Raw genomic sequence first — 24,782 nt, forward strand, 5'->3', positions numbered from 1 at the left:
GGGGAGCCCGGTATTGTCAACCGTTTGCAAGGGCTTGCGGTGTGGCACTCATGGGGATTTTTCCTGAGTGAAATGAGGTGGTTAATTATCTGGCAACGTTAACTATTATTAACATTTTCCCGCAGTGGCAGAAACTGTGGCCGTGTTGCACTGTTGAAATAAGGCAAGAATGTGGCGTTCCACTTTAACCTTGGCTTTTATGTGTCTAAGCGGCTACCTTCTGCCTCAATAATACGTTTCGTTTTTTACGACGGACATAATCAGGCGGCTGCACGATGCGATCAACGCGTTGGCGGTCATAAAATTTCTCAGGTGTCGCGCGCAGAATGCGCACCGAGGTGGAGCAGATATTATGAAGACGATAGATTTCGTCGTTCGCGATCAAGCGGGCGCATTGCAGCGTGGCACGGTTGCGGAAAACGCAAACTTCCATGTTATCCAAGCGACATCAGGTCAGGAAATCTCGCTGAACCTGCGTCAGACCGATTTTCAATCGCATCAGCGGTCGGGCAACGATCTTGTGCTCACGCTAAATGACGGGTCGGTCATCACCATCGAGAATTACTTTAACGAAACCGGTGCCGCGAACCGCCTGTTCATTTCGTCAGATGGTTATCTGAACGAAGTCGCATTCGTCGAGGCCGAAGGCGGCGGGCTTTATGCGCAATACGGCCCGACCGAGCAGTGGGGCAAATGGAGCCCCTCTGACGATCTGATCTATCTGGGCCGCAGCGATGTGGCGTCTGTGCCGGGCGGTGTCATGCCGGGCGCGGGTGACGACGAAGTGTCGATGTTGGCAGCGCCCTTGCTGGGCGGCGTCGTTGGTGGCGGTGGTGCCGCGGCAGCAGCCGGTGCGGCGGTTGTCGGTGGTGCAGCTGTCATCGGTGGCGGCGGTGGTGGCGGCAATGGCGGCAGCCCTTCTGTCGCACCTCCGTTCGTGAATGAACCCGACGCAACCGGCACGGTCGGCGGCGACGGCGCGGTAGAGCAGGTCGTTGTAACCGGCGGCGGCGAGCCCGGGTCCGAGGTCGTGGTCACCATCGGCGATAAAGAAGTCACAACAACAGTTGGCGACGACGGCACATTCGAAGCCGTGTTCGAAGGCGATAACTTCCCCGACGACGGCACCTATGAAGCCGAGGTCGTCGTGACCACGGACGGCAATGAGATCGTGCTTGACGGGCCGAGCTTTGTCATCGACACCACAGCGCCCACGGTCACCATGTCCGAAGGCACGCAGAGTGTCGGCGACTTCTTTAACGGTGACTCCTTTGCGAATGGCGTCACGCTGACCGGGAACGGTGAAGCAGGCGCGACCGTTGACGTGACCGTCGCGGATGTCACACGCAGCACCACCGTCGGCGAAGACGGCACATGGTCCGTCACATTCGAACCCGGCACGCTGCAGGGGGGCGAATACGAGACAGAGGTGCTGATCAAGACCACCGATCAATACGGCAATACCTCCACCACCACCGAAACGCTGGTGGTTGATACCATCGCACCGACCGTCGCTGTGACATCGGGCACGCAATCCGTGGGCGACAGCTATAATGCCGCATCGTTTGGCAACGGTGTCACCCTGAACGGCACGGGGGAGCCCGGTTCAACCGTGCAGCTGACCATCGGTGGCATCACCCGCACCGCAACTGTGGGCGACAACGGCACATGGTCCGCGACATGGCAGGCGGGCACCTTGCCCGAAGGCGAATACGTCAGCGATGTCACCATCGTGACCACCGACGCTTTCGGCAACAGCTCCACCTCAACCGAGCAGTTGGTCGTCGATACCGTCTCTGAAGTCGCGATTGCGGCGGATACTGTCGAAGTTGACGGCGTGATCAACGCGGCAGAGCGCGGCGACGGCGTGACGCTGACCGGCACATCGCAGCCCGGGTCGACCGTTCAGGTCACCTTTGGGGGGGTGACCCGTGACGCGGTGGTTGACGCAAACGGCAACTGGTCCGCAGATTTCGCGGCCTCCGAAATCCCGACGGGCGAGACAACGGCGACAGTGACCGCAGTCGCGACCGATGCGGCGGGCAATACGGCCACCGCAACCGGCCAAGTCGATGTCGATACTTTGGTCAACAACCTTGCCTTCACCGGCCAAACCGGCGGCAGCGACGGGGTCGTGAACGCGGCAGAGGCGGCGCAGGGCATCGTGATGACCGGCACGGTTGAACCCGGCTCGACTGTTATGGTCCAGCTGGGCCAGGTGTCGCGTGCGGCCACGGTTGCGGCGGACGGCACATGGACCGTCAGCTTCGCCCCCAGCGACATCCCCGCAGGCACCTACACCAGCACAATGACCGCCACCGCCACCGACGCGGCAGGCAACGTTGATAGCGTATCGCAGTCTGTTTCAGTCGATACCGAAGCCGGTTCGCTGACCATCAGCCCGCTGCCCGTTGAGGGCGACGACGTGGTGAACGCGGCCGAGGCAAGCGACGGTGTGGCCATCTCGGGCACCGCCGATGCGGGCGCCGTTGTGCAGGTCACGCTGGCAGGTGTCACCCATACGGTTGTGGCAAATGGCAACGGTCAGTGGACCGCCTATTACGCCGCGGGCGAAGTTGCCCAAGGCGTCTATACCGCCGACATCACCGCAACCACGACCGACGCGGCGGGCAACAGCCGCAGCGCCTCTGACAGCGTGCGCGTGGACACGCGCGTCGACAACCTGTCGCTGAACACCGTCGAAGGCGATGACATCATCAGCGGGGCAGAGCGTCTGGCGAATGGCGGCGTTCTGGTCACCGGCACCTCTGAAATCGGCTCGTCCGTGGTCGTGTCGCTTGGCGCGGCATCGGTGAACGGCGCGGTGGATGCGAATGGCAACTGGTCCGTCACCTTTGCGCCGGGTCAAGTGCCCGAGGGCACGATCAACACCACCGTTTCGGTCAAGGCAACGGATGCCGCGGGCAACTCTGCCACGGCAAGCCACGCGGTGCTGATCGACACGGTCGTTGATCCGCTCGACATGAACCAAGCGGGCGGCAGCGACGCTGTGGTCAGCGCACGCGAAGCCCAGACCGGCATTGATCTGAACGGTCAGGTCGAGGCGGGATCTAGCGTTGTGGTCAACTTTGACGGCACCAACTACACCGCGTTTGTGGACGGTGCGGGCAACTGGTCGGTCACGATCCCGCCTTCGGAAATCCGTCAGGGCACCTATGACGCCGACATCTCTGTCACCGCCACGGACCATGTGGGCAACATCGCGTCGATCACCGACACGCTCGCAATCGATACCTATGCGCCCGAAGGTCCGGTCATCGCGTCTTATACCCGCGATGGCGACGGTATCCGTGGCATCTCGACCGAGATCAGCCCCGATACACTGGACGTGCATCAGGTGAACGCAGACCGCTCCGTTTCCGAAGTTGAATCGACCAGCTTTGACATCGACGCCATTGGCGAGCGTAACTTCCAGTTCGAAAGCAATGTGCCAGACGGGTCCGATTTGATTGTCACGGCCACTGACGCTGCGGGAAACTTTTCCGGCACGTATTTGGCGCTGGATGATGAAGCGGCGAACACGCAGTTGACCCTGACCAACCCGAACCTGGGAAACTACAACATCGAAACCGTTGATCTGCAGTTCGCCGAAGAGGCGCATCTGACGATCACGGAAACCGCGCTGGTCAACCTGTCGAGCAACACGAACGAGCTGATCATCGACGGGCATAACGACGACACCGTGACGATCACAGGCGCGGTACGTGGCGGTTCAGAGGTGCGTGGGGATCAAACCTATGACATCTATACACTGGGCGACGAAGCCACGCTGATGATCGACAACGATATCAACGTCATCGTCTAAAGATTGCACCGCGCCCTCTGTTCAAGGGGGCGCGGTTGGCACACGCAGGCGGCAACGACCGCAGGCGTTTCCAGAATAAAAAAACCGGCACGTTAAGGGCAGGATAATGAGGCAGAGTGTAAAACGGGCAGGGGGCATGTGCGCAGCAGCGCTGGCCCTATCCGGCTGCATGTCGGATTTCGGCAGCGGCATGATGCCCGGTGACCTGATGCAATCTGACATCGTTACCCGGTTCCGCACCCCCGATGCCTCGCAGGCGATCAAACCCACCTACGCCGAAAAAATCACCGCAGACAGCCAGATCATTCAGGGTCTGGCGCTGCGGTCTTCTGTTCTGCCCGATGACACCGTGTCGGATCAGGTGGCCTCTGCCGTGCTGGCCGCCAACAGCCGCACCGCCGAGGCAGAGCTGCGCGCCGCCACCCTCCGCTCGGAAGCCGCAAGCAAGAACTGGTTGCCCAAGATCGGGCCGCAGGTCAGCCTGACATCCTTGGGGTCGCTGGCGGCCAATCTGGTGGTCGATCAGGTGCTGTTTGACAATGGCCGCCGTGCGGGTGAACGCGCCTTTGCCGTGGCCGATGTCGAGGTCGCTGCCGTATCGCTGGCGCAAGATACGAACGACCGCGTGGCGACTGCGCTGAAGCTCTATACCAATGCGATCGAGGCGCGCGATACCGCCGCGCTGAACCGTGTCGCGCTTAAGGATATGACGCATTTCGAATGGGTGATGCAGGAACGGGTCAAAGGCGGCGTGTCCGATGTGTCCGATCTGACGATCCTGCGCCAGAAGCTCCTTGAGATCCGCGCCACGCTTGATGCCTCTGTCGAACGCGAAGCCACGTCGATGTCCGAGCTGAACGCCATGTCGATCCGCCCACTGGATACGCTGCACGGCTTGCCCGAAGTGCCCGTGAATAGCTTTGCCGGTGCGCCTTTGTCCGTGGTGCGTGCCGAGGCCGAAAAGACCCGCGCCATCGCCGCCGCCAAGGTTGAACGCGCCGGATTGCTGCCGGGGCTGTCGGCAGGTGCGACCATCGGTGAAGGGGGCGGCGCAGGGCTGAGCCTTGAATCGGATCAGCTTCTGGGTCTGGGCACCAAAGCCTCGCTTGATGCGTCGGCCATGGCCGAGGAAACCGCGACCCGCAAGGTCCGGCAATCGGTCGAGGATGCCAACCGCGCGCTGCGCCGTCTGGAAAAACAGCTTGCCGCCAAGACCCGTCAGGCCACCGAGGCCGCGACCCTTGCGGCACAGGCCAAACGCAACCTCGACCTGTTTCAGGAACAATATGACGCCGGTCAGCGTCAGGTCATGGATGTTGTCGGCGTCTACGAAACCTATTCGCGTCAGCAGCAGTCGCAGATCAGCCTCAAGTACGAGGCCGTGCGTCTGAAGATCGAGATGGCGCAGATACAGGGCGTGTTGGCGGACGGGAGCGCGATTTGACCCAGAAGCCGACCTTTACGCTGACAATCACCAACGGCAATCAGGGTCGGATGGCGGCGGCGGATGCCCCCCAGCCCAAGGCAGAGAACGCCAACCGCCCCGAAGACCGTCTGATGGCGCGGGCCAAACTGGCCGCGACCTATGCCGGATTGCTGGGCGTCACCACCGCGCCACGCGACATCTTTGACATCGTCGCCACGGCCCCCTTGCAGGGCAATGATCCGCAGGTAGAAGCCGAAGCACTGGCCCGCGGGATGGAAAGCGCCGGACTGGTGACACAGGTCAGCCGGGCGCGGGGGATTTCCAAGGATATGTGGCCTGCGCTGGCCTATATGACCTCGGGGCAGGTCTTGCTTGTCATGGGGCAGCAGCGTGGCGATCTGATCCTGTATGACACCACGTGCACCGACAATCGCGCGATGGTGCCGATCAGCGATTTCAAACCCTTCTTTGCGGGGCTGATCCTGCGGGCCGAAGCCTCCCTGAAAACCGTGGCCGAAACCCATAAGACCGATGGCGCGCCTGCGCATTGGTTCTGGGGGCAGTTCCCGCGCTTTCGCCGCCAGCTGATAGAGGTCGCGACGGGGTCTTTCGTGGCCAACCTGCTGGCCGTCGCTGTGGCGCTGTTTTCCTTGCAGGTCTATGACCGCGTGATCCCGCATCAATCCGAAGCGACGCTTTGGGTGCTCGCCGCCGGTGCGGGGCTCGCGTTGCTGATGGAAGCTTTCCTCAAGATGGCGCGGGCGCGTCTGATGGATGGGGCAGGGCGGCAGATCGAGCTGTCGGTGCAGGACATCCTGATGCGCCGGTTGCTGGGGATGCGCTCCGACACGCGCGGCCAAGCCCCGAACCAGCTGTTTTCCGCGATGCGCGAATTCGGATCGGTGCGTGAATTCTTTACCGCGTCGACCATTGGCACGATCGCGGATATCCCCTTTATCTTCGTGTTCCTCTTCCTCGTGGCCAGCATTGCGGGGAATGTCGTCTGGGTGCTGGTGCTTGGCGGTATCCTGATGCTGGTGCCGGGGTTCTTTCTGCAAAAGAAAGCGATCCAACTGACGCAGGAGACCCAAGGCGCGTCGACCAAATCCTCGCGGCTGCTGCACGAGGCGATATTCGAGCTTGATACGGTCAAGACCCAAAGGGCAGAGGACCGCGTGCTGCGCCTGTGGACCGAGCTGAACACCCTGTCGTCCGTCAAATCGTCAGAACAACGCAAGCTCGCGTCCTTCCTCACGTTCTGGAGCCAAGGGGTCCAGCAGGCCACCTATGTCGCGGCGGTCATCGTGGGCACCTATCTGGTGTTTGCGGGGGAGTTTACCGTGGGGTCGATTATCGCGGTCGGTATCCTGACGGGCCGGACGCTGGGGCCGCTGACGCAACTGTCGGGTACCATGGCGCGGTGGGGCAATGTCAAAGGCGCGCTTGACGGGCTCGACGCGATTGTCGCCGCGCCGCAGGACACCGCAGAGGCGCGCACCTATCTGCGCCGTGAAAAGCTGAAAGGCCAGTTCGAACTGCGCGACGTGATCTTCCGCTACGAGGATGACGGCGCACCGACGGTGGACATCAAAGCCATGTTGATCCAGCCGGGGCAGCATGTCGCCGTGCTGGGGGCCAATGGATCGGGCAAATCGACACTGCTGAAGATGCTCAGCGGGCTTTATGCCCCGACCGAAGGGCGCATTCTGGTGGACGGCACAGAGCTGGGCCAGATCGAGCCGCGCGATCTGCGCCGGCTGATCGGCTATCTGGGACAGGACGTGCGCCTGTTCTCGGGCACGCTGCGCGACAACCTGAACCTCACCATGCTGGAACGCGACGATGACCGCCTCCACGCCGCCCTTGATTTCGCAGGGCTGGGGCCGTTCGTGCGCAACCACCACAAGGGGCTGGACCTGGAGATCAAGGACGCGGGCGCGGGCCTGTCCATCGGGCAGCGTCAATCCATCGGTTGGGCGCGCCTGTGGTTGCAGGATCCGGCGATCTGCCTGCTGGACGAACCCACAGCCGCGCTGGACCAAAGGTTGGAGGCAACGCTGGTCTCGCGGTTGCAAAGCTGGATGGCCGGACGCACCGCGATCATCGCGACCCACCGCGCCCCGATCCTTGCGCTGACCGAACGCACGCTGGTGCTGCAAGATGGCCGTATGACCGTTGACGGGCCAAAAGAAAAAGTGCTCGCCCATCTGGCGGGTCAGAAGGGGCACGTCGCATGAGCAGTCTTAGCACCACGCCACTGGGCGCGCAGATGACGGGGCAGATGCGCGGGCCGTCCATTGTGATCTGGCTTTGCGGCGCGTCCGTGCTGGTCTTCCTGCTGTGGGCTGCCTTTGCTTGGGTCGACGAAATCGTGCGCGCCGAAGGGTCGATGATTTCCAGCTCGCGCCCCCAGATCATCCAGAACCTTGAAGGCGGTATTCTGGCAGAACTTGCCGTGGGCGAGGGCGATCATGTGGAGAAGGGCGACGTGTTGGCCCGTCTGCATGGCACCCAGTTCCAATCCGCCGTGGACGACCTGCGCGACCAGATCAGCGCCTTTGAAATCCGCCGTCTGCGCCTGGAGGCAGAGCTTGCCGGACAGTACGACTTTGACGTGCCCGACGCCTATGCCACGCGCACGCCCGATATCGTCGCCTCTGAACGGGCATTGCTGAAAGCGCGGCAATCTGACTTTGTCTCGCGCTCCGAAGGGGCGGGGCGGGTGCTGACCGAAGCCACGAAAGAGCGTGAGCTGCTTGAGAATATGCTCAAGAAAAAGATCGTTTCGCTGATCGAGGTGACGCGCGCGCGCAAGACCCATGCGGATGCGCGGATCAAGCTGGACGAGATCGTCACCGGCACAGAACTGGAGCGTGCGCAGGAATATTCCGATGTGCTCAAGGAACTGGCGACGCTGAAACAGAACCTCAAGGCGAGCACGGACCAGTTAAACCGCACCGTCCTTGTCAGCCCCCTGCGCGGCATCGTCAACAACCTGAGCGTGACCACCATCGGCGGCGTCGTGCGCCCGGGCGAGGAGATTTTGCAGATCATCCCGTTGGACGAAGAGCTTTTCGTCGAGGCCCGCGTCAAGCCCGAAGACATCGCCGGCGTGCGCCCCGGCCAAGAGGCGACGGTCAAGCTGTCGGCCTATGACTATACGATCTATGGCACGTTGAAGGGCGCGGTCAAATTGATCTCGGCCGATACGTTCAAGGACGAACGATCCCGCGCGCCGGATGGGGATCCGCACTATAAGGTCACGTTGCAGGTGGACACAGAACACCTCACCCCGCGGCAGGCGTCTTTGCAGATCCGACCCGGCATGCAGGCGAGCGTGGAGTTGCACACAGGGTCAAAGACGGTTTTGCAGTATCTGTTGAAGCCGCTTTACAAGTCCAAAGAGGCGTTTCGGGAGCCTTAGGCGCGGCAAGGGGGGCTGTCTGCCCCCCTGACCCCCCCGAGGATTTTTTCCATTTGGAAGATCAGGGGTTTTCTGTGTCGAGCCAGAGGGTGACGGGGCCGTCGTTGGTGAGTGCGACGGACATATCGGCTCCGAAAGAACCGGTTTGGACATGAATGCCAAGGGCGTCGACGCAGGTGACGAAATCTTCGTATAGCGTTTTGGCGTGATCGGGCTTGGCGGCGCGCGAGAAACCGGGGCGGGTCCCGCGGGAGGTATCGGCGGCAAGGGTGAACTGGCTGACAATCAGCGCGCTGCCGCCCGTATCCGGCAGGCTCCGGTTCATTTTGCCAGCATCATCTTTGAACAGACGCAGCTTGGCGATCTTTTGTGCCAGTCCTTGCGCGGTCGCATGTGTATCGTCGGGCATCGCGCAGACGAAGATCAGCAGCCCGTGTTCAATTTGCCCGATGATCTGGCCGTCGACAGTGACGGAGGCGTTGCTGACGCGTTGTAGGAGTGCGCGCATATCAAGATTTCCAATCGATTATGTCTTCAGGGGTGGCCCGCTGCGTGCGGAAGCGGTTGATCGGTGCCGTGTCATCCGCATAGCCAAAGGAAATCGCGCAAAGGATCAGGCGGTCTTGCGGCAGGTCGAAATGTTGTCGCACGGTGGGCGCATAGGCAGCGATGGCGGCCTGGGCGATGGTGGCCACCCCAAGCGCCGTTGCCGCCAGTGTAAATGCCGTGACAAAGCCGCCGCTGTCCATCGCCCCGTAGGCCCCAAGCTCAGCCGGGGAGGTCACGATCGCCACATGGGGCGCGTCAAACAAGGCATAGTTCCGCATCATCTGCGCCTTGCGGCCCGCATGGTCCGATTTCTCGATCCCGACGGCGTCATACAGCTGGAACCCGCAGGTCCGCCTCCGGTCGCCGTAGACGCCGCTGTAAGAGGTCGGCCAGTCCAGATCGGGGGCGGGGGGCGTGCCCTTGGCAATTCCTAGCGCCAAAGCGTCGCGGAAGCGGTCGGTCGCGGCCCCTTTGGTGACGGTCAGCTGCCAAGGCTGCGCATTGCACCACGACGGCACGTGGCGCGCCGCGTCGACGATACGGGTGATGATCGCGTCGTCGACCGGATCGGGGCGAAAGGCGCGGCACGAAGAACGCGCGCGCAAGATGTCGGTGAATGTATCGATCTGGGTCATTTTTGGAGCGCCATAAAATAGCCAACGACCCCGGCGACAATCAGGCCAAGGATCACGGCAAAGGTGATTTTCACAGCGGAATAGGGGCGTTCGCCCTGTACGCTGCCGGTGCGGCCGTTGACCACAAAACGATAGGTCTTGCCGCGGTACTTGTAAGCTGCCAGCCAGACCGGCAGCAGGATATGTTTGAATGTCACATCGCTGACCTGCGTCTGGATATTGTGGATGCGCTGACGGTCGCCGCCGATGTCAAAACGCACATCGCGCTGGATCATCGCGTCCATCACCTCGCGTGCCTGTGCATAGCCTTCATCAAGCGTAACCGCATAGGCTTCGGCGCGAAAACCGGCGAGGTATTCCGGGGCATAGGGTTCAAGGGCCGCCAGATCCCACGGGGCCAGCGCATCGGTGAACCTTTTGGGAAGCGATTTCGACGCCAGCACCAGCACATCATCAAAGAACCGCGCCACCCGACCCGAGGTCGCCCGCCAGCGGATTTTCGGCACCTGCTGCTGCACCCGTTTGCCGTCGCGCATGACGGTCTGGGTGACGTAATAGACCGTGCCCCTTTCGCCCGAATAGCTGGAGCGCGTGTCGGCGTCATAGGTCCAGTAGGGCACATAGATGCCTTGCATCTTGCGGCCCTTGCGCGCGTATTCCTGCAGGCCATTGGGGGCAAACCACAGGCTGCCCAGCCAGTCGGTCATGGCATCGCGTGCTGTATCCTCGGTCAGGCCAAAGGGCAGCACGGCGCGGGGTTTGATATGGCGGTTCACCCCGGTATCAATCACCACAGGGGTGGCGCAGAACGGACATTCGGTGGCGTGTTTGCCGGGGTCGAACTCTACCTGTGCGGCGCAGTTGGGGCAGGTTGTGACCCGTGTATCCTCCATCTGCGATTGGGGGAGAGCGCTGGCCAGTGCGGCCTGGAAATCCAGCTCGGCGATCGGGTTATGCAGGCCGCGCGTGCCTGAAATCTCTTCGGTATTACCGCAGTGGTCGCAGACCAGCAGATATCTTTCGGGATCAAACCGCAGATCGGACCCGCAGGTGTCACAGGGGAACCGGTGTTCCTCGGTCGGTGTGGGGGGCAGGTCGGGGTCGTCAAAGCCGGTGCTGGCGGGCATAGAGCTGTCCTTTGGTCAGGCCTGCCCCAGACATAGGGCAGTGCGCCCCCTGCCGCCAGAGCAGGGTCACAAAAAACGGTGCAACACTTTCGGAGCCATTATGCGCAGGGCGTTGTCGTGCAGGCGAAGGTGACGCCAGATGTGAAATGCGGCATGGGCCAGCGCGACGCCTGCAAGAGCGTAGAATTCGATGCTGTGGATCAGCCCGACGAGGTCGTTGGCGCGCGGCATATCAAGGGGCACGGCAATCGGGACGATCCCACCGGCCCAAAGCTGAACGGTCGAGGTCACCCCGATCAGCAGCCCTGTCAGGGCGACGCCAAAGATACCCCAGATCAGGGTCTTATGCAGCACCGGATGCATCCAACGGGCCCAGCCCCGAAGCTTGGGGCCGGGGCGCCCCAGCAAGCCGCGCCGCATGTAGGACACCCACCACAGCAGGGCCGCGCTGACAAAGACCAAGCCCATGACCGAATGGAACCGTACCGCCGCAGGCCCGATCCGCGCCACATCCGCCGGCTGCACCAGCAGGAACCAGATAAACAGCGGCACCATGCCCCAATGCAAAAGCTTCATCAGGGTCCGACGGTGGGGCAGCAAGGGGCGACGGCGCGGGGTCATACCCTAGACACGCGCGTTGCCCGTTCCAAGTTTCAGACAGCCTTACGCAGGAGGCGGCGGGGGCGGCAGCACGGTAAAGAGCTGCGCCAGCTCGGCCACATCGTCTGCTTTGAGCCAGCCATCCTGACCGGGGGTCCAGACATAGGTCTCGCGGGTCAACCCGCCATCCGTGGCCATGCGGCCCAATGCGGCCTTTGAAAACGGGCCCTTGGTCTGGCCGTTCTCTGCCAGATGCCAGACCTTTTCAGGTTGCGGCGGGGGCGGGGGCGTCTGTGCTGCGGGGGCCGCAGCCGCGGGGCGCGGGCCCCACGGGCCTGCCTGCGCGGCGGCGGCCTGGCCCATCTGCATGCCCAATCCGGCGCCCAGACCGGTCTGCATTGCTGCGCCCGCAGCGCCCTCGCGGCCCAACGCCTCTGCCGCCTGGAACTGCGTGAACTTGTTCAAATCCCCGATCACCCCCATCGACGATCGCTTGTCCATCACCTCCTCCACGGCGGGGGGGAGCGAGATGTTTTCGATATAAAGTTCGGGGATGGTCAGCCCGTATTCTGCAATGGTGGCCGAGATTTCGGTGCTCACCAGTTTGCCCAGCTCACGGGTATTGGCGGCCATATCCATGACCGGAATATTGGACAGCGCGATGCTGCGCGAGAATTCCTGCACGATGATATTGCGGATCTGATAGCTGATCTCGTCCATGGTGAATTCACCATCGGTGCCGACGATTTCGGTCAGGAACCGCGCGGGGTCCGACACTTTGACAGAGTAGGTGCCATATGAACGCAGGCGCACGGGGCCGAACTCGGGGTCGCGCACGATGATCGGGTTCTTGGTGCCCCATTTCAGATCGTTGAAACGGGTGGTGTTGACGAAATAGATCTCGGATTTGAAGGGGCTTTTGAAGCCGTGATCCCAATGCTGCAGCGATGTCATGATCGGCATGTTATTGGTTTCAAGCATATAAAGCCCGGGCGTGAACACATCCGCCAGTTGACCTTCGTGGACAAAGACAGCGGCTTGCCCTTCGCGGACCGTCAGCTTGGCCCCGTATTTGATCTCGTGGCCTTCGCGCTCGAACCGGGACACCATCGTGTCGCGGGTGTCGTCCGTCCAATGGATAACGTCGATGAATTGGCCAGAGAGAAAATCGAGAATACCCATGTCTTGGTCCTTTCGGGGGAGGTCGGTGGCGGGTTAAACGGGCCCGCCGATCAGTTCGAACGCGATCTTGCGGGCCACGGGGGTTGCCTCTTCGGCGGTCATGCCGGCGTGCAAGCGCGGGTCATAGAGCATTTTCAGCAGCAGCTCGTCGTGACGGGTGAGCAGCGCGAATTCATCGTCATCATTGAAGATCGACGGGCGTGCGGTGGGGCTGTCGTTGGCAAGGCCAAGGCCCTGCGCAAGTTCTTCATGGATACACGACAGCCGCATGAGCGAGGGGTTCTCGGCACGGATGACGGCGACGGCAGCGGTATAGGTGCTTGGGTCCGCGCCACCGGCATAGGCGGCGACGATGCAATAGGTATCGCGGCGCAGATCGCTGAGCGCGGCAAGGCTTTCGGCGGTCACACCGGGGATGCGTTCGGCGGCTTGGGCAAGGGCGGCGGGGCGGTCATCCTCGCCCGCGATGATCACCATAAAGTTCGGCTTGCCGCCCACGGTGATGGAATGCTGCGTCGTGGCGGCGAGGCGGGTGGCATAGTCGCGGATCGAGGCCGCATCGCGGTCGCGCTCGGACGGGGGAACGCTGTCGCCAAAGACGACCTCCATCCGGACGGGGCGTTCCCAGCGGCGCATGGGGGTCTTATCGCCCCGTCCGGTCAGGGTGGCGTTATATTCGTTGTAAAAAGCGATCTGTTCAAAGTTGCGCACCAGCATGTCGGCGGTAAAGGGCGTGTCCTGCCCGCCACCATCCCGGCGCAGCAACCCTTGGCTCAGCTGGGCCTGCTGCACCTGGTTGAAATAGCTGCGCAGCTTGGCGCTTTTTTGCGACGTCGGCTTGGCCACCACGGGGGGCGGGGCCGGTGGCGCGTCGGGGCGCGCAATGGGTTTCAGCGTTGGTTCAACAGGAGCCTGCGGGGTGCAGGCGGCCAGCGCGGCGACCACAGCCGCCGTGCCGATCCATCCTGTTCGCCCCAACCGTTGCCATACCATATCGCGCGCTCCAGGTTTTGACGGGTTATGCGGCTGGGGCCGCGGGCTTGGACGCTTTGGCAGAGGCCAGCGTGTCGCGCAGGTTGGCCTCCATCTCTTGCAGGTCTTTCTCGGCAGAGGCACGGCGCGCCTTGCCTTCGTCGGCGATCTGCAGCGATTCCTGAATGGTCCCGATCAGGTCGGCATTGGCCTGTTTGACGGCCTCGATGTCGAAGACGCCGCGTTCCATCTCGGTCCGGATGACCTTGTTGCTTTCGCGCAGGTTCTGCGCGTTAGAGGTCAGCAGCTCGTTCGTCAGGTCATTGGCGTCACGCACGGCGGCGGCGGCTTCGACGCTGCGCTGGATGGTGACCGCCTGCGCCAGCTGGGTTTCCCACAGCGGCACGGTGTTCACGAGGGTCGAGTTGATCTTGGTCACCAGCGACTTGTCGTTTTCCTGCACCAAGCGGATCGAGGGCAGCGATTGCATCGTCACCTGACGGGTCAGTTTCAGGTCGTGCACACGGCGCTCCAGATCGTCCCGCGCGGCGCGGATGTCGCGCAGTTCCTGGGCGACCATGACCTGATCCGCCTCTGGTGCGGCGTCGACCTCCGCCTGTTTGGCGGGAATGGTGGTCGCGTCAAGCTCTGCCAGCTTGGCCTCGCCCGCGGCGATATAAAGCGCCAGCTCATCATAGAACTGCAGCGTCTTTTCGTACAGCATATCAAGAGATTTGATATCCTTGAGCAGGGTATGTTCATGGGTCAGCAGTTCGTCCGTGACGCGGTCGATCTGACCTTGTACCTTCTCGAACTTGGCGGTGAATTTGGCAAAGGGGGCCGCGCGGCCCAAAAGGCGTTCCCACCAGCTGCGTTCACGGCGCACGTCCAGCTCGGACACGGAAAAGCCGCGGATGGTTGTCACGATCGTGCGCAGGCTGTCACCGGCGGGGCCGACATCCTTGTTGCGCACGTCCTGCAACATCGCCTGACTGATCTCCTGCAGCTCGGCCTGAGCGCCGGACCCGAAACCGATGATCGACTGCGTGTCGCCCATGTCGATCTCTGCCATGCGGCTTTTGATCTCTGCCGATTGTGGCGCATCGGCTTTCTCAAGCGAGACGACGGCATCCGCAGGGGCGGGGTCGGGCAGGATCTGCGCGTTGACCTCTTCCACCAGCGCTACGGATTGGGTCGCTTTGTCACGAACGGTATCAGACATGTTTCAAGTATTCCTATGCTCTTGGGGCGGGGCGCGTCAGTCGAGACGCACGCCTTCTCGGGAAAGCCGCTCGCGCAGCACGTCGATTTCGATGTTCAGATCGGTCTTGTCTTCCAATAGCGATTTTTGGGTGCGCGCGGCAAAGTTTTTGTCCAGATCATCCAGCAAAGCCAGATAATCGGCGCGTGCCTGCGCATCGCCGGTGCTGGCGTAGATATCCGCAAACTTGATTGTCGCGTCACGCGCGCCCAGCAGATAGACCGACAGGTATTTGCGCGCACCGGTCAGATCACGCGGATCATCCTGCACGGTGCGGATCAGCGTGCGTGCGGTGTCCTGAAACTGCGCCAGCCGGTCGCGCGCCTTGCGATCGCCCGCGCGTGCAATAGCGGTGTTCATTGCGGAAAGGTGTTTTTCCGCCTCGTCCACGACACGGGCGACGCGGTCTTTCTGGAAGCTGTCCACGCCCTCCATCCCTTTGGATGTCAGCGGATCGATGCCAAAGGCCGACACATGCAGCCCCATCGCGGCCAGCGCATAAAGCACAGGGGCCGCCAGTCCGGGGTCATTCTTATAGGTGGCAAGCGCCACGCCGGCACCGGTCAGAAGGCTGGCGATGATCTTGCGCGGCAGGGCGGGGCGTTCGGCAACCTTGCGCGCGGTATAGGCGGCTTCGGCTTTCAGCCCCTCGCGCAGCATCCATGCGGCACCGGTCAGCGTCGCCGCCGCCAGCAGCCCCAATGCAAGCCCCTGCGCCCCGTCGTTCAACGACATGAACACAAGCGGAATGGCGGGGATGAACAAAATTTTGGCCCGCCCGCTTGCGGGGTCGACCTCTATCCGTTTGGCACGGGTGCCCTGCGGGGGCGGCGTGCTGCCGTTCGTGTCATGATTGCTGTATTTACCGCCAAAGCGCTGCGCCATGGATCAAAGCCCCCCGAGCCAGCCGGTAGAGACACCGAACAGCAAGACAACAAGCGCGGCATAGGTGATTTTCTGAAACGGTGTCGGTGCCATGGGGCGATAAACCTCCTGTCCATGCGCTGGTGTCGATGCACGACGGCCCGCGTCCAGAATCCTTGCGATGATTGTCACCAAAACGGCGACAAACGCAACAATCAGCGCCAGCGTGGCGACAAAGACAAGCAATCGACCCATCGGACCTTCCTTTGCACGACATATAGTCGCAGTGCCCGCCACCTGCTAGGGTCACGCACGCAAAAGTAGCGGCCAAAGGGCCGTAAACCCACAGAAATCAGGGTTTACGGGTGGATTTTACGCGGGTGCCGAACTTGCGCGGCGCGGGGTCGGACGCGGGGCGTGCGGGCTTGGACTTGCCATAGCCGGGCTTGGGCTTGCCGGGGATGGTCTTGCCCGTCGCGGTCTTGTCACCCGGTTCCTTGGGCAGGCCGGGGCGACCGGGGCCCGGCTCTCCGGGTTTGCGGGGCTTGCGCTTGATGATGCGCGCGGGCTTTTTCTTGATCGCGGTGCCGGTGGTATCGGCAATCTCGAGGCCAAGCTGGTCACGGACCACCTTGCGCTTGAGTTCCTCGACCTCGCCGGTTTTCAACTCGCCAAGCTGGAACGGGCCATAGCTGGTGCGGATCAGCCGGTTCACCGACAGGTTCACCGCCTCCATCGCGCGGCGGATCTCGCGGTTCTTGCCTTCGCGCAGCCCGACGGTCAGCCAGGCGTTCGCCCCTTGTTGCCGGTCCAGCGTGACCGTCATCGGCTGAAAATCCTCGCCATCCACGGTGATGCCCTTGCGCAGCGGTTCAAGCATATCGTCGGTGGGGCGGCCATTGACCCGCACGCGGTAACGGCGCAGCCAGCCGTTCGAGGGCAGTTCGAGGCGGCGCTTGACCTCGCCATCATTGGTCAGCAGCAGCAACCCTTCGGAGTTGAGGTCAAGCCGACCGATGCTCATGACGCGGGGCATGTCTTCGGGCAGATCGTCAAAGATCGTGCCGCGGCCCTTTTCGTCGCGGTTGGTGGTGACCAGCCCCGTGGGCTTGTGGAACAGCCAGACGCGGGGCGGTTCGGGCTCGCCCACCGGTTTGCCGTCGACGGTGATCGCGTCCGAAGGCGTCACGTTCAACGCAGGCGAATCGATCTGCGCACCGTTGACGCGCACGCGACCGGCCTCGATCATGCGTTCGGCCTCGCGGCGGCTGGCGATGCCGGCACGGGACAGGACTTTGGCAATGCGGTCACCGGGAGGGGTGCCGGATTTCGGGGGCTGGGAGGGTGTATCTGCGCTCATCCTTCAGCGCTTACCCTGTTTCCCGCGCTTGCGAAAGGGCGGCGTTTGCGGGCAAGAGAGGTGTATGAGCTTTACGTCCTATATGTCCCAAGCGCTGGAAGAGGCCCGCGCCGCCGCCGCCCGTGGTGAAGTGCCCGTGGGCGCGGTCATCGTGGCACCCGACGGACAGGTCGTCGCGCAGGCGGGCAACCGGACGCGCGAGCTGAACGATCCCACCGCCCATGCCGAGGTGCTGGCGATCCGTGCTGCCTGTGCGGCGGCGGGGTCCGAAAGGCTTGGCGGGCATGCGCTTTATGTGACGCTGGAACCCTGCGCCATGTGTGCCGCCGCGATCTCTGCCGCGCGGGTGGCACGCTTGTACTACGGCGCGTCAGACCCCAAGTCTGGCGGAGTGGCGCAGGGTGCGCGGGTGTTTTCCCACGCGCAATGTCACCACGCCCCCGACGTCTATGACGCCATTGCAGCGCCTGAAAGCGAAGATCTGCTAAAGGCGTTTTTTGCAGAGAAACGAAAAGGATAGACCCATATGGCCCAACGGGACGAGCTGAGCATTTTCGTGCGCGACGCCTTGGCCGCGGGCAAGTCACGGGCCGAGATCACATCCGCGCTGACCCATGCGGGCTGGCGCAGCGCTGAGGTGCAGGACGCCCTGAACGGCTGGGACGAGATGCCGTTCTCTCCGCCCATTCCGCGGCCTGTGGCGACGGTGTCTGCGCGGGACTTCTTTACCTATGCGCTGACGTTCTGCGTCTTGATCCTTGGCGCGTTCAATCTGGTTGTCGTGTTACAGGCGCTGGTCGATGTGGTCTTTGCCACGGGCGACGGCGGCAGCGACCGGTCGATCCGCTGGGGTGTTGCGGTGTTGATCGTGACCGGACCGATGTATCTGTGGCTGACCTTGCGCGAGCGGCGGAAACTGGCGCGCGACCCTGCGCTCTACCGCTCTGCGATCCGCAAATGGATGATCTACATCGGCCTGCTTTTGGCGGCGCTGACGATGTTAGGGGATTCGATTGCCACCATCTATGCGCTGCTGACCGGTGACCTGACGGCGCAATTCGTGCTCAAGGCGCTGGTGGTGCTGGTCGTCGCCGGGGGCATCTTTGCCTATTATCTGCGCGATCTGCGCGAGGAGGCCCCGGCGTGAACAAGTTGCTGCTGATGTGCATGTCTGTGCTGGTCGGCGGTGCCATCATCGGCGGCCTGGTCGTGGTGGGTGGCCCGCAGCACGCACGGCTCGCCCAGCAGGACAGTCAGCGCCTCAGCGATCTGCGGACCTTGCACAGGCATCTGATGTGCCTTGGTCACCCGCGCAAACCATTGCCGCAAGCGCTTGCGGATGACAGCTATTGTCCCGGCACGCGGCCCGGATTGCGCGATGTGCTGACCCAAGGCGACCCTGCAACGGGCGCGCCTTACGCCTATCACCGCTTCAGCGATACCGCGTTCGAGGTCTGCGCCACACTGGCGCTTGACCCGGCAGAGGCGCGCAAAGCTGCGTTTGATCAAGACACCATCGCCCTGCGCGCAAACGACACCCTTTGTTTCATCGGGGATCGCGCCGGTTCTGTTAATTAGGCCGTTTTACAGGCTGATCGGTTTAAGCACCTCGGGCTCGATCACATCGACGCCGGGCAAGCCGTCGATCAGTACCTGTGCCGATTGTTCAAGCGCGTCGAAGGTGCGGTAGTGGCAGGGGATGACGGTCTTGAAGTCAAAATACCGTTTCGCCGCATAGGCCGCACCGGCCATATCCATAGTGAAATGGCCGCCCGCGCTGAGGATGCCGATATCGGGTTTGTGGTAGTCGCCCATCCAATCCATATCCGCCATAATGTCCGTATCGCCCGAGACATAGATCGTGCGGCCTTCGCCCTTGATCATAAAGCCGATCTCGGCCCCCATATAGACAGGCCCCGCGTCCCCATCGACGGAAGAGGAATGTGACGCAGGTACCATGGTCACATCGACCTTGCCGCAGCGGATGGTGCCGCCTTTGTTGAAACCGGTGGTGTTTTCCACACCCTGCGCGCTGAAATAGCCCATCAGTTCGACCATGCCTGCAACCGGCGCGCCGGTTTTCTCGGCCACCATCTTGAGGTCTTGGGTGTGGTCGAAATGCCCGTGGGTCACCAGGATTTGCGTGACGCCTGCCAGTGCGGCCTCGTGCTGCGCGTCGCCCAGCATCGGATTGCCGGTGAGCCAGGGGTCGATCAGCAGAATCTGATCCTCGATCTCGATGCGAAAGCTGCCGTGGCCTAGCCAGATGATATCCATTTGGGTCTCCCTTATTCCGTGTCTTTAGCGGACTGTAGCGCGTGATGCCGCTTTGGGGAGCCTCCGGCGGGAGTTTATTTGGCAAAATGAAGGATCAACCGGCGCGATTGCGGGTCAGAGGCAGCCCCCAGACTTGCGGGGGCGGGCAGGGGGCGATAAACGGCACCCAATCAGATGAAGGAGCGCCCATGTCCATTGACGAGTCCACAGCCGCACGGGTGGCGAAACTGGCCCGCATCAAGGTCGAACCCGACGCCTTGCCCGCGCTGGCGCAAGAGTTCAACAATATCCTCGGCTTTATCGAGCAGTTGAACGAAGTCGATGTCGACGGGGTAGAGCCGATGACATCGGTCACGCCACAGGTGCTGAAAAAGCGCGAGGACGTGGTGCGCGATGGCGACCAGCAGGCCAAGGTGCTGGCCAATGCGCCCGACGCGCGCGAAGGATTTTTTGCGGTTCCGAAGGTGGTTGAATAATGGCTGATCTGAATAAACTGGGCCTTGCCGATGCACGTGACGCGCTGCGCAAGGGGGATGTGACCTCGGCCGAGCTGACGGCGGCATGTCTGAGCGCGATCGAGGGCGCGGGCGCGCTGAATGCTTTTGTCCACCACACCGGTGATCTGGCGATGGATCAGGCCAAGGCAGCCGATGCGCGGATCAAATCCGGCGATGCCCCTGCCATGTGTGGTCTGCCCATCGGCATCAAGGATCTGTTCTGCACCAAAGGGGTGCCGTCGCAAGCGGCGTCGCGCATTCTTGAAGGCTTCTTGCCCGAGTATGAAAGCACCGTATCGCAGAACCTGCTGGACAGCGGGGCCGTCATGTTGGGCAAGCTCAACATGGATGAATTCGCGATGGGATCGTCCAATGAAACCTCCGTATATGGCAATGCCGTCAACCCGTGGCGGCGTTCGGGCGATGAGACAGCGCTGACACCCGGCGGATCTTCGGGCGGGTCGGCGGCGGCTGTGGCGGCGGATCTTTGTCTTGCGGCCACCGGCACCGATACCGGCGGCTCGATCCGCCAGCCTGCGGCCTTTACCGGCACCGTGGGGATCAAGCCGACCTACGGCCGCTGCTCCCGCTGGGGCGTCGTGGCCTTTGCCTCGTCGCTGGATCAGGCGGGCCCGATGACCAAGACCGTGCGCGATGCGGCGATCATGCTGGGTGCCATGGCGGGGTATGACCCCAAGGACAGCACCTCCGCCGAGCTGGCGGTCCCTGATTTCGAAGCCGCCTTGACCGGCGACATCCGTGGCAAAAAGATCGGCATCCCGCGGGAATACCGCATCGACGGTATCCCTGCCGAGATCGACAAGCTGTGGCAGGACGGTATCGCCATGCTGCGCGACGCCGGGGCCGAGATCGTTGATATCTCTCTTCCGCATACGAAATACGCCTTGCCTGCCTATTACGTGATCGCACCGGCGGAAGCCTCGTCGAACCTCGCCCGCTATGACGGGGTACGCTATGGTCACCGCGCCAAGCTGGACCACGGCGACGGCATCACCGAGATGTACGAAAAGACCCGCGCCGAAGGCTTCGGGGCCGAGGTGCAGCGCCGTGTTATGGTCGGTACCTATGTGCTAAGCGCGGGCTTCTACGACGCCTACTACAACCGGGCACGCAAGGTCCGCACGTTGATCAAGAAAGACTTCGAAGACGCCTTTGCGGCCGGTATCGACAGCATCCTGACCCCGACCACGCCCACGGCGGCCTTCGGTCTGGGCGAGATGACGGATACGGACCCTGTGGCGATGTATCTGAACGACGTCTTCACGGTTACCGTGAACCTCGCGGGGCTGCCCGGTATCGCATTGCCCACCGGCACCAGCGAGACCGGCCTGCCGCTTGGCTTGCAGCTGATCGGCCGCCCATGGGAAGAGGCCGATCTGCTGTCTACCGCCTATGCGCTGGAGCAGGCGGCGGGCTTTGTAGCCAAGCCGCAGAAATGGTGGTAAACCCCCGCCGATAAACCAGAGCAGATAAAGCAGGTCCGATGATGATACGTTGTTCAATTGTTGCAGCCTTGGGGCTCGCCCTGGCGGCCTGCCAGCCCGCAATCCCCGACAGTGGACGGGGTGTCGGTTTTGACGGGTCGTTCGACGCCGCGCAATCCCAGCGGGATACAGCTTTGGCAGGCGGGGCGGTGGCAACGATGCCAGCACCCGCCACGGTGGACGCCACGCCGCTGGACACTGTCGATGATGGCTCCGCTGCGGCGACGGCTGCGGAAACGGCACGCATCCTGGATGCCACGCGCCCCGGTGGGCTTGGCAATGATGCCGCGACCAATTCGGGCGTGGCCCCTGTGAACGCCAGCCCGTCCAACCCTGCGCCACCGGTGCTGGGGGCAGGGGGAATATCGCAAGAGAACAACTTTGACGCCGTGGCCGATGAGCGCAGCATCGAAGGCGACGCGGCCCGCATCGCGGCCAACCGCGCGCAATACCGTGTGGTGCAACCCGAAGCCCTGCCGGACCGCGCCGATGCCGGGCCCAATATCGTAGCCTATGCTTTGCAGAACAATCACGCCGTGGGCACCCCGATCTACACCCGTCGGGGGTTCAACAAACAGCGCAAATTCGCACGGGCCTGCGCCCAGTATTCGCACCCGGATCAGGCGCAGATCGCCTTCCTCAGTGCGGGCGGCCCTGAAAAGGACCGCTCTGGCATGGACCCTGACGGCGACGGATACGCCTGCAACTGGGACCCGAGCCCCTATCGCAAAGGGGTGCAGGGCTAAGCCCTATGGCAGACGCGCCTGACCGCTACCTTTCCCCGAACCATGGGCCGCGCCGCAACGGGCTGCGGCCCTCTTTGGTCGTGCTCCACTATACCGCGATGGACAGTGCAGAAGCGGCCTGCGCACGTCTTTGTGACCCTGCGGCCGAAGTCTCGGCCCACTATCTGATCACGGGCAAGGGCGAGACTGTACCACTTGTCCCGGAAGACCAGCGTGCCTGGCACGCCGGTGCAGGGGAATGGCGGGGTCGCGATGACATCAATTCAGGCTCTATCGGGATAGAGCTGGATAACCGTGGCAATCACCCCTTTTCCGAACCGCAGATGGTCACGCTCGAAACCCTGCTGCGCGGGATTATGGAGCGGTGGTCGATCCCGCCCGAAGGGATCATCGGCCATTCGGATATGGCCCCCGGACGCAAGATCGACCCCGGACCGCGATTCGACTGGCCACGTCTGGCGCGTCAGAACCTTGCCGGCAAAGGCCGTCAGTACGCGGAGAAAAACCGCGGATCCGACCCCACGCCGGCTGCCTTTATCGCGGCGGCACATTCGGCAGGCTACACCGCCACCGATGATATTGACCTCCTTCTGCACAGCACGCGTCTGCGGTATGCCCCCTGGCGCAAGGGGCCGCTCTGCGCCGCTGATATGACCCTCGGGCATGATCTCTAGCACCACACCCGTTTCCAAATGGTTAAAAATCCTCGCCGAAGGCATCGCGGCGGGTGAAACTGATTGACCCCACCTGAAGTTAGGCGCTAGGCGTGCAGCGCGCGGAAGGCTGGATGGCCGCGGTCTTGGCAACAAGGTCGAGGAAAGTCCGGACTCCCAGAAGAAACGGTGCCGGGTAACGCCCGGGCGGGGTAACCCGACGGAAAGCGCCACAGAAAACAGACCGCCGCTTCGACGGGTCGGGCAACCGATACCACCGGGGAGGTAAGGGTGAAACGGTGCGGTAAGAGCGCACCGCGGAGGTGGCAACATCTCTGGCAAGGCAAGCCCCACCGGGAGCAATGCCAAATAGGGACCGCGCGCCGCGTCTGGCAACAGGCAAGGCGGGGCCACTTCTGCCCCAGCAGGTCCGGGTTGGCAGCTGTAGCTGTGCAGGCAACTGCATGGTCAGAGGAATGGTCATCCCCTGTCGCAAGGCGGGGACAAAATCCGGCTTATAGGCCTTCCGCGCATAATCATGGTCTTTATCCCTGTTCTTCGGGGGCTTGGTCCGGAAAACTTCAATTTTTCCGGTTCGTTTGGGCCATGGGCAGGAAATAGCGGTTGACTCAGGCGCAGGCGTGACTAGAACCCAAAACTCAGGATTTCACGAGCGGTCGATCAGCGGCCTGCTCGTCGTTGCAGGAGAACGACTATGGCGAAGCCAACCACGATCAAGATCCGTCTGAACTCGTCCGCGGGCACAGGCCATTTCTACGTAACCAAGAAAAACGCACGTACCATGACCGAGAAAATGGTCATCAAAAAGTACGACCCCGTTATTCGTAAGCACGTTGAATACAAAGAAGGCAAGATCAAGTAAGATCTTACCGTCGACGCGATATGAAGGCCGCGCCTCGTGCGCGGCCTTTTGCGTTTTTCTACCTCGGACATGGGAACAGCCCTGCTGTCGCGGCTAAGTACCGGATGTGATCGCAAGGAGACGGGCAATGCCCAAAGAAGGCCATTACATCAACCGGAGCAACTGGTTGCGCGCCGCTGTACTGGGTGCGAATGACGGGATTGTTTCCATCTCTAGCCTTCTGGTCGGCGTTACTTCGGCGGGGATGACGACCGGAAATGTCGCCCTGACCGGTTTCGCCGGATTGACCGCGGGCGCACTGTCCATGGCCGCGGGGGAGTATGTCTCTGTCTCGGCGCAGGCCGATGTGGAAGCCGCGGATCTGGAGCGTGAGCGTATCGCGCTGGAGGAAGACCCAGACTACGAGCTGGAAGAGCTTGCCGAAGGGTTGGAGAACCGCGGCGTCGATGCCGCGCTCGCCGTCAAGGTTGCCACGCAGATGACCGACCACGACGCTCTTGGTGCGCATGCGCGCGAAGAGCTCGGTATGTTTGGCCTGGCAGGGCAGGCGAATCCGCTGCAGGCCGCCGGGGCCTCAGCGCTCGCCTTCGCTCTGGGTGGGGCCTTTCCGTTGATCGCAGCACTTGTCGCCCCTGCCGGATACGCTTTGATCGCGATTGCCGTGACCGCTGTGCTCGCTCTGGCACTGCTTGGCGGCGGCGGTGCACGGCTTGGCGGTGCGCCCCTGCGTTCGGCGATTATTCGTGCGGTGGTCTGGGGCGCACTTGCGATGGCCGTGACCGCTGCGTTGGGGCAAGCCTTTCACGTTGCGGTTTAGCTTGGTCGGGGGTGAGCTGGCGCCTAAGCTGAGACCTTTGAAATCATCACTTCAGTGAATATTTCGAGAGGAGCTTCGCTCCTCTGCGGGTATGCTTTTCTGCACGCCCGACTGGAAGACGTACAGTCGCAAGGTCGTGTCAGCATGCTTGTTGAACCGAATGTTACTGAACAGACTG

The 24,782-nt window shown here is 62.4% G+C and carries 24 protein-coding genes and 1 other RNA gene; 14 read left to right on the top strand and 11 right to left on the bottom strand.

What is annotated here, in order from left to right; translation table 11 throughout:
• Positions 1–352: 352 nt before the first annotated feature.
• The 4 genes from B4F27_RS08460 to B4F27_RS08475 all read left to right on the top strand — a co-directional run bounded on the left by B4F27_RS08460 (position 353) and on the right by B4F27_RS08475 (position 8,676).
• Positions 353–3,826 carry an Ig-like domain-containing protein gene (locus B4F27_RS08460; protein ID WP_286759425.1) on the top strand — a complete coding sequence of 1,158 codons (3,474 nt, stop codon included), beginning with the start codon at positions 353–355 and terminating at the stop codon, positions 3,824–3,826.
• Positions 3,827–3,962: 136 nt separating this feature from the next.
• Positions 3,963–5,270 (top strand): TolC family protein, encoded by a 1,308-nt coding sequence (locus B4F27_RS08465; RefSeq protein WP_414717695.1) that lies wholly within the window; start codon positions 3,963–3,965, stop codon positions 5,268–5,270.
• Entirely contained in the window at positions 5,267–7,489 is a 2,223-nt protein-coding gene (locus B4F27_RS08470) for an ATP-binding cassette domain-containing protein (protein WP_286759427.1), read from the top strand. Before B4F27_RS08465 ends, B4F27_RS08470 begins: the two co-directional genes overlap by 4 nt.
• A complete protein-coding gene (locus B4F27_RS08475; protein ID WP_286759428.1) occupies positions 7,486–8,676 on the top strand; it encodes an HlyD family type I secretion periplasmic adaptor subunit in 1,191 nt (396 codons plus the stop codon). Before B4F27_RS08470 ends, B4F27_RS08475 begins: the two co-directional genes overlap by 4 nt.
• A gap of 61 nt (positions 8,677–8,737) precedes the next feature.
• Here B4F27_RS08475 and dtd read toward each other — a convergent pair whose 3' ends face one another.
• The 10 genes from dtd to B4F27_RS08525 form a co-directional block, all read right to left on the bottom strand.
• Positions 8,738–9,184 (bottom strand): D-aminoacyl-tRNA deacylase, encoded by a 447-nt coding sequence (gene dtd, locus B4F27_RS08480; RefSeq protein ID WP_074635505.1) that lies wholly within the window; start codon positions 9,182–9,184, stop codon positions 8,738–8,740.
• A 1-nt stretch (position 9,185) separates the two neighbouring features.
• Positions 9,186–9,860 (bottom strand): nitroreductase family protein, encoded by a 675-nt coding sequence (locus B4F27_RS08485; protein WP_286759429.1) that lies wholly within the window; start codon positions 9,858–9,860, stop codon positions 9,186–9,188.
• Positions 9,857–10,987 (bottom strand): TFIIB-type zinc finger domain-containing protein, encoded by a 1,131-nt coding sequence (locus B4F27_RS08490; RefSeq protein WP_005852265.1) that lies wholly within the window; start codon positions 10,985–10,987, stop codon positions 9,857–9,859. The genes B4F27_RS08485 and B4F27_RS08490 overlap by 4 nt, the downstream gene beginning before the upstream one ends.
• Before the next feature lie 66 nt (positions 10,988–11,053).
• Positions 11,054–11,563 (bottom strand): cytochrome b/b6 domain-containing protein, encoded by a 510-nt coding sequence (locus B4F27_RS08495; protein WP_286759430.1) that lies wholly within the window; start codon positions 11,561–11,563, stop codon positions 11,054–11,056.
• A gap of 87 nt (positions 11,564–11,650) precedes the next feature.
• Positions 11,651–12,769, bottom strand: coding sequence for an SPFH domain-containing protein (locus tag B4F27_RS08500; protein WP_005852267.1), 1,119 nt, complete (start codon positions 12,767–12,769; stop codon positions 11,651–11,653).
• A 33-nt stretch (positions 12,770–12,802) separates the two neighbouring features.
• Positions 12,803–13,762, bottom strand: coding sequence for a DUF2927 domain-containing protein (locus tag B4F27_RS08505; protein ID WP_074635512.1), 960 nt, complete (start codon positions 13,760–13,762; stop codon positions 12,803–12,805).
• A 25-nt stretch (positions 13,763–13,787) separates the two neighbouring features.
• Positions 13,788–14,963, bottom strand: a complete 1,176-nt coding sequence (locus B4F27_RS08510) for a toxic anion resistance protein (RefSeq protein ID WP_286759431.1) — start codon at positions 14,961–14,963, stop codon at positions 13,788–13,790.
• 36 nt (positions 14,964–14,999) lie between these two features.
• Positions 15,000–15,887, bottom strand: coding sequence for a 5-bromo-4-chloroindolyl phosphate hydrolysis family protein (locus B4F27_RS08515; protein WP_286759432.1), 888 nt, complete (start codon positions 15,885–15,887; stop codon positions 15,000–15,002).
• 3 nt (positions 15,888–15,890) lie between these two features.
• Positions 15,891–16,121 (bottom strand): hypothetical protein, encoded by a 231-nt coding sequence (locus tag B4F27_RS08520; protein WP_005852271.1) that lies wholly within the window; start codon positions 16,119–16,121, stop codon positions 15,891–15,893.
• Positions 16,122–16,218: 97 nt separating this feature from the next.
• A complete protein-coding gene (locus B4F27_RS08525; protein WP_064217398.1) occupies positions 16,219–17,226 on the bottom strand; it encodes a pseudouridine synthase in 1,008 nt (335 codons plus the stop codon).
• A 64-nt stretch (positions 17,227–17,290) separates the two neighbouring features.
• Here B4F27_RS08525 and B4F27_RS08530 point away from each other — a divergent pair, with 64 nt between their 5' ends.
• From B4F27_RS08530 to B4F27_RS08540, 3 genes are read left to right on the top strand one after another with little or no spacing between them, the layout of a single operon-like run.
• On the top strand, positions 17,291–17,746 hold the full coding sequence (locus tag B4F27_RS08530; RefSeq protein ID WP_278375645.1) for a nucleoside deaminase: 456 nt from the start codon (positions 17,291–17,293) through the stop codon (positions 17,744–17,746).
• A 6-nt stretch (positions 17,747–17,752) separates the two neighbouring features.
• Positions 17,753–18,373, top strand: coding sequence for a DUF5671 domain-containing protein (locus tag B4F27_RS08535; protein ID WP_180829048.1), 621 nt, complete (start codon positions 17,753–17,755; stop codon positions 18,371–18,373).
• Positions 18,370–18,804, top strand: coding sequence for a hypothetical protein (locus tag B4F27_RS08540; protein ID WP_286759433.1), 435 nt, complete (start codon positions 18,370–18,372; stop codon positions 18,802–18,804). Before B4F27_RS08535 ends, B4F27_RS08540 begins: the two co-directional genes overlap by 4 nt.
• A gap of 6 nt (positions 18,805–18,810) precedes the next feature.
• On the opposite strand, the gene B4F27_RS08545 is transcribed toward B4F27_RS08540, so the two are convergent.
• The gene (locus B4F27_RS08545) at positions 18,811–19,503 is read right to left on the bottom strand and encodes a metal-dependent hydrolase (protein WP_286759434.1); all 693 of its coding nucleotides are present in this window, start codon (positions 19,501–19,503) and stop codon (positions 18,811–18,813) included.
• Positions 19,504–19,691: 188 nt separating this feature from the next.
• On the opposite strand from B4F27_RS08545, the gene gatC reads away from it, so the two are divergent.
• The 7 genes from gatC (at position 19,692) to B4F27_RS08580 (ending at position 24,604) form a co-directional block, all read left to right on the top strand.
• Entirely contained in the window at positions 19,692–19,979 is a 288-nt protein-coding gene (gene gatC, locus B4F27_RS08550) for an Asp-tRNA(Asn)/Glu-tRNA(Gln) amidotransferase subunit GatC (RefSeq protein WP_005852277.1), read from the top strand.
• Complete coding sequence (gene gatA / locus B4F27_RS08555; protein WP_286759435.1) at positions 19,979–21,466, top strand: Asp-tRNA(Asn)/Glu-tRNA(Gln) amidotransferase subunit GatA; 1,488 nt, start codon at positions 19,979–19,981, stop codon at positions 21,464–21,466. Before gatC ends, gatA begins: the two co-directional genes overlap by 1 nt.
• A gap of 38 nt (positions 21,467–21,504) precedes the next feature.
• A complete protein-coding gene (locus B4F27_RS08560) occupies positions 21,505–22,251 on the top strand; it encodes a hypothetical protein (RefSeq protein WP_037954279.1) in 747 nt (248 codons plus the stop codon).
• Positions 22,252–22,256: 5 nt separating this feature from the next.
• Positions 22,257–22,925 (top strand): N-acetylmuramoyl-L-alanine amidase, encoded by a 669-nt coding sequence (locus B4F27_RS08565; RefSeq protein ID WP_286759436.1) that lies wholly within the window; start codon positions 22,257–22,259, stop codon positions 22,923–22,925.
• A gap of 101 nt (positions 22,926–23,026) precedes the next feature.
• An RNA gene (gene rnpB / locus B4F27_RS08570) (RNase P RNA component class A) lies at positions 23,027–23,438 on the top strand.
• 181 nt (positions 23,439–23,619) lie between these two features.
• On the top strand, positions 23,620–23,787 hold the full coding sequence (rpmG, locus tag B4F27_RS08575; protein ID WP_005852281.1) for a 50S ribosomal protein L33: 168 nt from the start codon (positions 23,620–23,622) through the stop codon (positions 23,785–23,787).
• 127 nt (positions 23,788–23,914) lie between these two features.
• Positions 23,915–24,604 carry a VIT1/CCC1 transporter family protein gene (locus tag B4F27_RS08580; RefSeq protein ID WP_286759437.1) on the top strand — a complete coding sequence of 230 codons (690 nt, stop codon included), beginning with the start codon at positions 23,915–23,917 and terminating at the stop codon, positions 24,602–24,604.
• Positions 24,605–24,782: the final 178 nt, after the last annotated feature.

The sequence above is a fragment of the Sulfitobacter sp. UBA1132 genome (assembly GCF_002311545.1).
Taxonomy (GTDB): domain Bacteria; phylum Pseudomonadota; class Alphaproteobacteria; order Rhodobacterales; family Rhodobacteraceae; genus Sulfitobacter; species Sulfitobacter pontiacus.